The 9,758-nt window shown below is 71.4% G+C and carries 7 protein-coding genes; 3 read left to right on the forward strand and 4 right to left on the reverse strand.

Going from position 1 to position 9,758, the window contains the following annotated elements; translation table 11 throughout:
* The first annotated feature begins 146 nt into the window (after positions 1–146).
* Together ACT3T9_RS12185 and ACT3T9_RS12190 are read left to right on the forward strand one after the other, a co-directional pair.
* Entirely contained in the window at positions 147–1,562 is a 1,416-nt protein-coding gene (locus tag ACT3T9_RS12185) for a TrkH family potassium uptake protein (protein ID WP_444606689.1), read from the forward strand.
* A gap of 86 nt (positions 1,563–1,648) precedes the next feature.
* Positions 1,649–2,314 (forward strand): potassium channel family protein, encoded by a 666-nt coding sequence (locus ACT3T9_RS12190; protein WP_441444424.1) that lies wholly within the window; start codon positions 1,649–1,651, stop codon positions 2,312–2,314.
* A gap of 50 nt (positions 2,315–2,364) precedes the next feature.
* Here ACT3T9_RS12190 and proC read toward each other — a convergent pair whose 3' ends face one another.
* The 4 genes from proC to ACT3T9_RS12210 all read right to left on the reverse strand — a co-directional run bounded on the left by proC (position 2,365) and on the right by ACT3T9_RS12210 (position 9,332).
* Positions 2,365–3,219 carry a pyrroline-5-carboxylate reductase gene (proC, locus tag ACT3T9_RS12195; protein WP_444606690.1) on the reverse strand — a complete coding sequence of 285 codons (855 nt, stop codon included), beginning with the start codon at positions 3,217–3,219 and terminating at the stop codon, positions 2,365–2,367.
* Positions 3,220–3,280: 61 nt separating this feature from the next.
* A complete protein-coding gene (locus tag ACT3T9_RS12200; protein ID WP_441444422.1) occupies positions 3,281–3,616 on the reverse strand; it encodes a hypothetical protein in 336 nt (111 codons plus the stop codon).
* Positions 3,613–8,274, reverse strand: a complete 4,662-nt coding sequence (locus ACT3T9_RS12205) for a hypothetical protein (protein ID WP_444606691.1) — start codon at positions 8,272–8,274, stop codon at positions 3,613–3,615. The genes ACT3T9_RS12200 and ACT3T9_RS12205 overlap by 4 nt, the downstream gene beginning before the upstream one ends.
* A gap of 158 nt (positions 8,275–8,432) precedes the next feature.
* A complete protein-coding gene (locus ACT3T9_RS12210; protein ID WP_444600785.1) occupies positions 8,433–9,332 on the reverse strand; it encodes a DeoR/GlpR family DNA-binding transcription regulator in 900 nt (299 codons plus the stop codon).
* A gap of 163 nt (positions 9,333–9,495) precedes the next feature.
* Here ACT3T9_RS12210 and ACT3T9_RS12215 point away from each other — a divergent pair, with 163 nt between their 5' ends.
* Complete coding sequence (locus tag ACT3T9_RS12215; protein ID WP_444600784.1) at positions 9,496–9,693, forward strand: antitoxin; 198 nt, start codon at positions 9,496–9,498, stop codon at positions 9,691–9,693.
* The last annotated feature ends 65 nt before the right edge of the window (positions 9,694–9,758 follow it).

Consider the following 9,758-nt stretch of genomic DNA (forward strand, 5'->3'; position numbering starts at 1 on the left):
TTCGTGCCCGCCCACCGGTCCCCCGCCTGCCCGGCCGTCGCATGGACGTCCCGCACGGGCATCAGCGCATGGGAGCGCGCCGGTGCAACGGTCGTAGACTGCCGCGGACCGCGACCGCCGGTCACGGTCGTGGAGCGAGGAGCAGTATGAGCACACCCGGAAGACGCGCACGCCTGCAGCGCACCCGGCCGCTCGGTGCCCAGAGGCGTCCACCCGAGTGGCGCATCGCCATGCATTCCCTCACCCGCGCCACCCCGGCACGGATCGCGCTGGCCGTTTTCACGGGCTTGATCGGGGCGTTCACCGCACTCCTGTCGCTGCCTGCAGCGACCCTGGAGGGGGTGCGCACCAGCTTCACCGACGCGCTGTTCACCGCGGTCTCCGCGATCTGCGTGACCGGGCTGTACACGGTCGAGACGGGCACCCACTGGTCCACCTTCGGCCTCACCGTGATCATGATCGCGATCAAGCTCGGCGGCCTGGGGCTGATGACCGTCGCCTCGCTGCTGAGCCTGTCGGTGATGCACCGCCTGGGCCTCGCCCAGCGCGTGATCACCGCCCAGGAGACCCGGGCCGAGCGGCTCGCCGAGGTCGGCGGGGTGCTGAAGGTCATCCTCATCACCTCGACCACCTTCGAGGTAGCGACCTTCGTGGCACTGACCCCTTACATGTTCATCACCGAGCACGGGATCCGGGAGTCACTGTTCCTGGGCCTGTTCTACGCGATCAGCGCCTTCAACAACGCCGGTTTCGTCCCGGAGGCGGCGGGGACCGCGCAGTACGTCGGCGACCCCTTCTTCACCATTCCCATCGGCCTGGCGGTGCTGGTGGGCTCGCTGGGCTTCCCCGTGATCCTGGTGGTGGTGCGGAAGCTGCGCACGCCCCGGAAATGGAGCGTGCACGCGAAGCTCACGCTGACCACCACCGCGCTGCTGCTGCTCCTCTCCTTCCTCGGCTATCTGGGCCTCGAATGGTCCAATCCCGCGACCCTCGGTGACCGCCCGCTGGGCACGAAGCTGCTCGGTGCGGCGTTCGCGGCGGTGATGCCGCGCTCCGGCGGGTTCTCCACGATCGACGTGGGGCAGCTGACCGCCGAGTCGCGCCTGCTGACCGACCTGCTGATGTTCATCGGCGGCGGCTCCGGCTCCACCGCCGGCGGCATCCGCGTCACCACCTTCGCGCTGCTGATGCTCGCGATCTGGGCGGAGGTCCGAGGCAACCCGGATGTGGAGGTCTTCCACCGCCGGATCCCTCGGGATACGATCCGCCAGGCCATCGGGGTGCTGGTCATGAGCGCCTCCGTGGTGTTCCTGGCAACCTTCCTGCTGCTGCGGCTGACCCCGTACACGCTGGACCAGACGCTGTTCGAGGCGCTGTCCGCCTTCGGCACCGTGGGGCTGTCCACCGGGATCACCACCTCCCTGCCGGAAGAGGCGAAATGGGTGCTGATCCTGTGCATGTACGTCGGGCGTCTGGGGCCGATGACCCTCGGGGCCGCGCTCGCGGTCCGCTCCCGGGTGCGGATGATCCAGCTCCCCTACGAGCGCCCGATCGTCGGCTGACCCCCAGTCGGGCCTGGCGGCCGAGGCTCTAGACTGTGCCCGCTCAGCTCGCGGGATCCCCGCGGGCCCGTCCCTGAGGAGCAGACATGCCACGCAGCACGCGCGACGAGGGAGTCCTGGTTATCGGGCTCGGCCGTTTCGGCGCCTCGATCGCCCTGACACTCGAGAAGCTGGGCACCGAGGTGCTCGCGATCGACACCGACGAGGGGCTGGTCCAGAAGTACTCCGGGCAGCTCACGCACGTGGTGCGGGCCGACGCCACCCAGCCCGAGGTGCTCGAGCAGGTGGGTGCCGGTGACTTCTCGATCGCCGTGGTGGGGGTGGGCACCACCATCGAGGCCAGCGTGCTGATCGCCGCGAACCTGGTGGACCTCGGCAAGCCCGTGATCTGGGCGAAGGCGATCTCCGCCGCGCATGGCAGGATCCTCCAGCGCATCGGCGCGCACCATGTGGTCTATCCGGAGGCCGACGCGGGCAAGCGGGTCGCGCACCTGGTCAACGGCCGGCTGATGGACTTCATCGAGTTCGACGATGACTTCGCGATCGTGAAGATGCGTCCCCCGCACGAGGTGCAGGGCATGACGCTCGCCGAATCAGATATCCGCAAGCGTCACGGCGTGACCGTGGTGGGGGTGAAGTCACCGGGCAAGGACTTCACCTATGCGGTACCCGAGACCATGGTCGCCGCGCATGACCTCCTGATCGTCTCTGGGCGCACCGGGCTGATCGAGAAGTTCTCCCACCGCGCCTGAGGGCGGCTGGGCTGGGCGACCGGATCAGCCCTGGTCACTGGCCGACCGGATCAGTCCTGGGTCATCTCCCGGGACTTCTCGGCGGCGGCGGCCATCGCGGCGGCGACCCCGGCCCGCATCCCGGCGCGCTCGAGCGCGGCGAGCCCCTCGACGGTGGTGCCGCCGGGGCTGGAGACGCCGTTCTTCGCGACTGCGGGATGGATGCCGTGCTCGGTGAGCATGGTCGCCGCGCCGCGCACCGTCTGCTGGATCAGCGTCGCCGCCAGGTCGCGCTTCAGACCCAACCGTACGGCCTCGTCGGTCATCGCCTCGATGATCGCGAAGACGAAGGCGGAGAGTGATCCGGCGGCGCCGATGAAGGCGTGGACCTGTTCCTCGGTGATGTCCACGGCGACTCCTGCGCGGGAGAACAGCGCATGGACCAGTCGATGCTGCTCGTCGGTCACGGCGCTGCCGCGCATCAGGCCCACCGCGCCCTCCCCGACCGAGATCGGGGTGTTGGGCATCGCCCGCACCACGGCGCTGCCCTCGGGGAGTGCCCCCTCGAGCTGGGCGAGGGTGATCCCTGCGGCCAGGGAGATCACGACCGCGCCGGCGGGGAGCTGCTCCCGCAGCTCGCCTGCCAGGTCGAGGATCTGGTACGGCTTGACCCCGAGCACCACGACATCGGCTTGCGCGAGCGCGTCCTCACGGGAATCGGCGGCGGTGGCGCCGAGCTCTTCGGCGGCGCGGCGGCTGCTGTCCGCGCTGGTGTTGGCGATCCGCAGCTGGTCGGGCCGCACCCCGGCGTCGAGCATCGTCCGGGCTACCGGCCCACCCATGTTGCCGGCGCCGATCACGGCGACCTGAACAGCGGCGAGGTCGACGCCGTCGGCGGTGGGGACGGTGGAGTCGGTGTCGTTCATATCCCCAGCGTAGTGCGGGCCGGGCTCAGGGACGGCCCTTGCGCTGAGCGGGATGGCCCGTTCAGCGGCCGCGGCCCCAGTGCGGGGGCACGTCCCCGGCGATGCGAGCATCGTTGGACTCGTCGACCCCGGGTTCCGGAGCGTCCTCGTCGACGCGATCGGGGAGGATCGGTCGGCGCTCCTGGGGGGCGCGGCCCGCCGGCGACGGAGAGGCGGGCTCGTCCCACGGGATCGGCTTGCCGGTCACCGAGGAGATGACCACCCGGCGTGCGGGGCGTGCCGCGCGCTCGTCGGCCGGTCGTCCGCTGCTCGCCGCGCGGTCAGCAGCTCCGCCGTCAGCTGCTGCCCGGTCAGCAGCTCCACGCCCTGCCGGACCGTCTGCTGCGTCGGTGCTCACTGGCGCTCCTGGTAGCGGCGGATGGCGCTGGAGACGGAGACGTCCAGCAGCACCGAACGCTGCTCGAAGCCGAGGAAGCTGCGCACCTCGGTGGCCAGGTGCTCCTCGAGGCGAGCCCTGCCGTCGGAGCAGATGTATTCCACCACCGCATCGAAATCGTCGCTCGAGTAGAAGGACAGCTGATGGCCGGCAGGGATCTGCGGTCGAGGGAGGCGATGGCGGATGGTGCCGACGCCCGAGGGTGAGTCGGAGCGCTCCTCGGCCTGGACCAGGCGCAGTGCCCGGTCCACGGCGCGTCGGATTCGCTCGGCTTCGCCGTCGGGGTCGATGAACAGCGCCCAGGACCAGACCCGTTCGGTCGCCCAGCCGGCGGCCTCGAGCCGTTCGGCGCGCAGCCGGTCGCGTTCGCGCTGGCTGGGGGTATCGACGTAATGGGAGCCGTCGGTATCCACGGCCAGCAGCAGGCGGCCCGGCATCTCCGGATGGCCCAGTGCGAGCTCGATCCGGTCGGCGGAGAGTCCGAAGTCACGTTCGACCAGCAGGCCGAGCCGGAACAGCCGATCTGCGAGGTCCTGCACCAGAGCGTCGGTCTCGAGCTCCCGGGGGGCACGGGGCTCAGGAGTGGGCTCAGCAGGCTCGGCGGGCTCTGCAGGCTCGGCGCCGGATCCGGCAGCTGTCTCTGAAGCTGCCTGCTCGGTGCCCGTCTGGTCGTCCGCCGTGGGCTCAGCACCCACGAACTCGCGCTCGCTCTCGTTCTCGTTCACGGAGGCGTCGAGCGGCGCGGTGCTCTGCGGCGACTGGGCGGACTTGCGGCTCAGCGCCGCTTCGATCGCGGCGTCCATGTCCTCGTCCGACAGCTCCGCCGGCGCAGACTTCTCGTCGGCGGGCGGGGCAGCGGCCGGGGTCCGCTGCTGGATCGGCACCGCCGGGGAGAGCCGTGGCTCCTGCGGGGCAGGCGGGACGATCTCCTCTTCGCTGCCGGTGAGGGAGGCGACATGCGGGACGACGGGGACGTCCGGCCCGCCCTGCAGCACCCACAGCATGGCCCGCAGGTCGCGGGCGCCGTCGGAGCGCAGGCGGGCATGCTCGAGATCCTGGACCCCGATCGAGGAGACCACGGTGGTCCGGCCCCGGGCGCGCGTGATCACCGTGGCCAGCGCCTTGCGGCCACCGGCCTCGGAGAGCGGCCCGAAGCGGTGCAGCAGCCTGCTGTGCGGGGTCTTCCCGAAGCCGACGGAGACGATGATGTCGTCACGCACCACCGCGGTGGCCTGATCGGCAGGCAGGACGGTGAAGACCTCTTTGGCCGCAGGATCGAAATAGTCGCGCAGCGCAGGGATCACGGAGACGGTGTTCATGATCCGCTCCATCAGCCGACGGGCATGGTCCTCGGTGAAGGTGAGCACCGCGAGCGAACGCTCGGGGCGGCTGCGAGCGTGCTCGATCACCAGATCGGTGACCCGTCGCAGCTCGGCCTCGGTGCTCTCGACGTACTCCATGCCCTCGGTGACCGGGCCGCGCCCGTTCTCGACCATCACCAGCCGGTCCTGCTCGGGAGCGACCGGGCTCGGCACCGCGACCACCTCACCGACCAGCGCTCGGCGCTGCGCGAAGCCGCGCAGCCCATCGGTGGCGGGATGGGGATCGCGCAGGATCTCGACGTGCGGGGCGATGCGCAGCATGTCATCGAGCAGGCTGGGTGCGGAATCCCCGCCGTACTCGAGGGGATCGCCGACCACCACGGTCTGCTCGGCCCGGACGATCGAGGGCAGGGCGGCGGCGGTGGGCAGCCGGCCGCCGTCGGACACGATCACCACGTCGAAGTGGCGGCCGCGCGGGATCACCTGCGGGACCAGGTACGGCGAGGCGAGCCAGGCCGGACGCGCCGCGAAGAGGATGTCCTCGTACTTCGCGGCCAGGTCCCGGATGGAGACGGTCGAGGAGCGGGCGAGCTCCGCGATCGCGGAGCGGGAGGTGTCCGGGTAGGACTTCATGGTCTCCACGCGGTTCTCGTCGGCCGCGGCGTGCACCCGGGCGGCGGCGTCGGCGAGGTATCCCGCATCCAGGCGGCGGAAGCGCTCGGCGACCTGGGACAGCGAGGTCCCGTCGTACTGCGAGATGGTGGGCTCCGCTCCGGCGATCAGCTCGAGCACGCTGCGCCACCAGCTCAGTTCGAGCTCCGCGCCGACCTGCTCGGCGGGCACCCGGCGCAGGCGGAGGTCCTCGACCAGCTCGCCGAGTCCGTCGAAGCTGAGGCGGCGCAGCAGCTCGGTGCGGCGCGGGAGGGTCTCGAGGTCCGAGCGGTCGGCGGCGAGGGCATCGATCCGCTGCTCGAGCTCGTCGAGGTCGGTGCGGGTGAGATCGGCGCCGGCGGGGGTCCCGTGCAGCAGCACGGACAGCTCGTCCAGGGCCTTCTCGGACCGGGCTGCAGCGCGGCGGACCGCCTCGAGATCGTCCGGCAGCGCAGGACGGGACAGCTCTGCTCTGTTCCCGGAGTTCCCGGAGTTGCCGGAGTTCCCGGAGTCTCTGGCATCGTCCGGCGCCGGCTCGATCGCGGCTCGGCGCCAGCTCTCCGCGATCTTCCTCGCCTCTCCCAGATCCTGGTGGAGATCCGGGGAGAGCGCGGCGGGGCGCTGCAGGGTGGTGGCCTCCCGACGCAGGCGCCGACGCAGGCCGAAGCCCATCGTGACCCCATGGTCCTCGCGCCAGCGCTTGTCCGCGGTGGCCGCGACGAGGTCCGCGAGCGGCGCGGAGAACACCGCTGACTGGAAGGTGCCCAGCAGGATGCGCACCCGATCCAGCAGAGCGAGACGCTCGTCCAGCTGAGCCAGGGTGGTCGGCTCGGTGAGTCCGAGCTCGCCCCCGGCGCGGGTGCAGGTCCGACGCAGCTGAGGCAGGATCTCCTCACGCAGCTGGTCCACGAGCTCCTCGGCGCGCGCGGCCTGGGTGTCACTGCTGATGGGGGCTCCGTACCAGCTGGTCAGCTCCGGTCCGGTGGTGAGCACTCCGACCTCGGCGGCCTCCCGCAGCACTGCGGCGTAGCGGTCGCGCTGTTCGCCGATCATCTGCGCGGCGACATCCGCGCGCAGTCGCACCTGGGTGCGGGGAGCCGGGTTCAGCCTGGTCAGAGCGGCGAGCGCGGAGATGGCGTCGTGCGCGGAGGCGTCCCAGGGCTGCTGCACCCGGTGCATCGCCTCGACGTGGCCCACCAGGATGTCTCGGCTGGCGCCGAGCTCCTCCGGGATCCCGTCGTCGGGACCCAGCCCGTGGGATCCGGCACGTCGCAGGCTCCGCAGCAGCGACGCGGAGGCATTGCGCTGCAGGGAGGGGTCCGGGGAGAGGTCGAAGACGAGCTCCTCGAGCCCTCGACGCTGCGCGATCTCGATCAGCTGTGCCAGATTCCGGCGACGCTGGGAGACGATCAGCACGGAACGGCCGCGGGCGTTGAGCTCCTCGGCGAGGTCGACCACCAGGTCAAGGCTGGTGGTGCCGGGCGGGGTGACGACAGCGAGATCCTGCCCCGCGAGGACCCGGGCGAGCACATCGCGGTGACCGGGGTCGACGGCGGCGACCAGCTCAGCTTCCGGCACCTCGGGAACGGCGGCGGCAGAGTCCTCCGCGCGCACCACGGCCTGCGCCTCCGGGTCGCCGGCGAGGGCCGCGACCAGCGGGGAGGAGGCCCAATCTGGACGGTCCGCGGCGAGATCATCGGCGACCGAGCCGGTCGCGTCCATCAGGTTGCCGACCACCAGGGCGTGCACCACGCGGAAGCCGGGCAGCGGCTGACCCAGGGAACGGAAGGCGTCGAGCACCGGGGTGGGGTCGAAGCCGTGGGTGCTGTCGGTGGTGGCGAGCAGGGCCCGGGCGTCGACGGCGACGCCGGCCTCGCGCAGCGAGCGCAGCAGCACCGGGTTGAGGTCGGCGGTGGTGTCGACCTCGAGGTCGACGTCCTCGCGGGCATTGCCGCGCAGCCGCAGGGTGATGGGGCGCACCAGCACCGGGGCATGGATGGGCGCGGAGCCGTCCTCCGGGTACCAGATCGCCTCGCCGATGCCGAGATGGCAGGTGGTCAGACCCACCTCCTCCGCGTGCCGCTCGGCGATCTCCCGGATGGAGCGGGCGTGGGCGCGGGCATCGGCCAGCGCCCCCACCTCGCGCACCAGGGAGGACAGCCGGGTGGGGCCGCGGCCGGCGAGCAGCTGGGCAAGGCCCGAGGGGTGCGAATGGGTCAGGTCCAGCACCACTCCGCCGGCGCGGATCTGGGTGAGGAAGGAAGGGGCGGCGACCCCGCCGGTGAGCTGCTGGGTCCAGCGATCCAGGGCGTCCGCGACCCGATCCTCGCGGCTGAGCGGACGGTGCTCCCGCGGGGTGACGGGAAGATCGTCCTCGTCCTGCTCGGGGGCGATGCCGGCGCCGACCTCGTCGAGGTGGCGGTCGACCACCACTTCGTAGCCGCCGGTCTCTCCCGGTGCCGCGTCGCTGTCCTCGGGGGCAGCGGCAGAGCCCGGACCGGTCCTGTCCGAGCTTTCCGAGCTGTCGGGGTGTGCGCGCGAGGCGCCTCGGCGCTCACGGGCCATGGCCGAGAGGGCATCGTCACGAGGGGTCGTGTCCTCGTCCGATCGCTCTGACCGCTTCTTCCCGCGCAGGAAACTCCACATGGTCGCTCACGCTACCGGGGCCGGGGCGCACGAGGGTGCAGGCGTGCCGCAGAACCGCTGCCCGGCCTGCTCACATCGCACGAGGCCTGGGCCCGCGCTGCACCCGCACCCCGCCTCCGCCTCCGCCTGTGCTGCTCGCCCCTCTCGCATCGCCCCGCTCACACCTCGTGCAGGCGCACCGAGGCCTCCGCGAGATGGTCCCGCAGCCCGTCCGGGACGGGTCCGGCGATCACCAGGTCGGTGAGCACCGAGACCGGGCAGATGCCGGCCAGTGCGCGGTGCCCGATCTTGTCGGCGGTCGCCAGGCCCACCACCCGGCGGGCATGACCGATCATGATCCGAGTGACCCCCGCCTCAGCGTCGGAATTGCAGGTCAGACCCGCATTGAGGTCGAGTCCCACGGTGCCCACGAACATGGTGTCGAGCCACAGGTCGCGCATGGTGGCGGTGGCGAGCGGGCCGGTCAGCTCGAAGGAGTACGGCTCGGCGACGCCGCCGAGCACCACCGTGCGCACGGAGGGCCGCAGGACCGCCTCGGTGGCGATGTTCAGCGCCGCACAGACGACAGTCAGGCCCGGCTTCCCGTCCCGCGAGTCGATGTCCGGCCGCGACACCGCACGGCGCGCGGTCGAGGTGGTGGTGCGCCCACCGTTGAAGCCGATGATCTGTCCGGGCTCGACCATCGCCGCCGCTCTGTCGGCGACGCGCTCGCGCTGGGCAGCGCCCTCGTCGGCGCTGCGGGGGACGGTCGCCAGCGAGTAGGCGACGTCGACCGCGACGATCCCGCCGTGAGTGCGCCGGGCCAGCTGTGCGCGCTCCATCTCCATGAAGTCGCGGCGCACGGTCGACTCACTCACCCCGAGCTCCGCGGCCACCGCGGCGACGCTCAGCCGCTTGGTCGATGCCAGCAGGGTGAGGACATGGTCCCAGCGGGCGCTGCGGTCCGCGGGCGGGGTGCGAGACCCATCCCCCCGCTGCGCCCTCTTCTGGTCGGCCTTCTTCTGGCCGGCCATGTTGTCGTCGGCCCTCGTGTCGTATTCAGAATTGCGCAGAGTCACGCAGTCAGTATTGCGTGTTCGTCGCCGACTGGCCGGGAACCCGTGCAGAACATGCCACGTCTTCGCAGGATTCGGAGGTCACGTTTGAGCCAGGAGTCCTTCCCGTCGTAGGTTGACCGCGTCGCCCTGCACGGGGCGGTTCCGCGAACGGAAGGACATCCTCATGGGTTTCGATGACGCGCTGAACAAGGCCAAGAATCTTGCTTCCGAGAACCCGGAGCAGGCTGAGCGGCTCCTGGACGCCGCTGGCGACCAGATCAAGGAGCGCACCCCCGACAACGTCGATGGGCAGGTCGACTCCGGTCTGGATGCAGCCCGCGACAAGTTCGGACTCGGCGGGGACGAGAACAAGGGCAACTGAGCCCGGTCTTCCCGACCACGTGAGGAGGGGCCCCGCCCCCCACGGCGGCGGGGGCCCACGACCGC

The sequence above is a fragment of the Brachybacterium sp. AOP29-B2-41 genome, assembly GCF_052378395.1.
Taxonomy (GTDB): domain Bacteria; phylum Actinomycetota; class Actinomycetes; order Actinomycetales; family Dermabacteraceae; genus Brachybacterium.

Bases quoted from the DNA above. Each gene is read 5' to 3' on its own strand.
- ACT3T9_RS12190 (WP_441444424.1), top strand. From the start codon at position 1,649: ATGCCACGCAGCACGCGCGACGAGGGAGTCCTGGTTATCGGGCTCGGC.
- ACT3T9_RS12205 (WP_444606691.1), bottom strand. From the start codon at position 8,274: ATGTGGAGTTTCCTGCGCGGGAAGAAGCGGTCAGAGCGATCGGACGAG.
- proC (WP_444606690.1), bottom strand. From the start codon at position 3,219: ATGAACGACACCGACTCCACCGTCCCCACCGCCGACGGCGTCGACCTC.
- ACT3T9_RS12185 (WP_444606689.1), top strand. From the start codon at position 147: ATGAGCACACCCGGAAGACGCGCACGCCTGCAGCGCACCCGGCCGCTC.
- ACT3T9_RS12215 (WP_444600784.1), top strand. From the start codon at position 9,496: ATGGGTTTCGATGACGCGCTGAACAAGGCCAAGAATCTTGCTTCCGAG.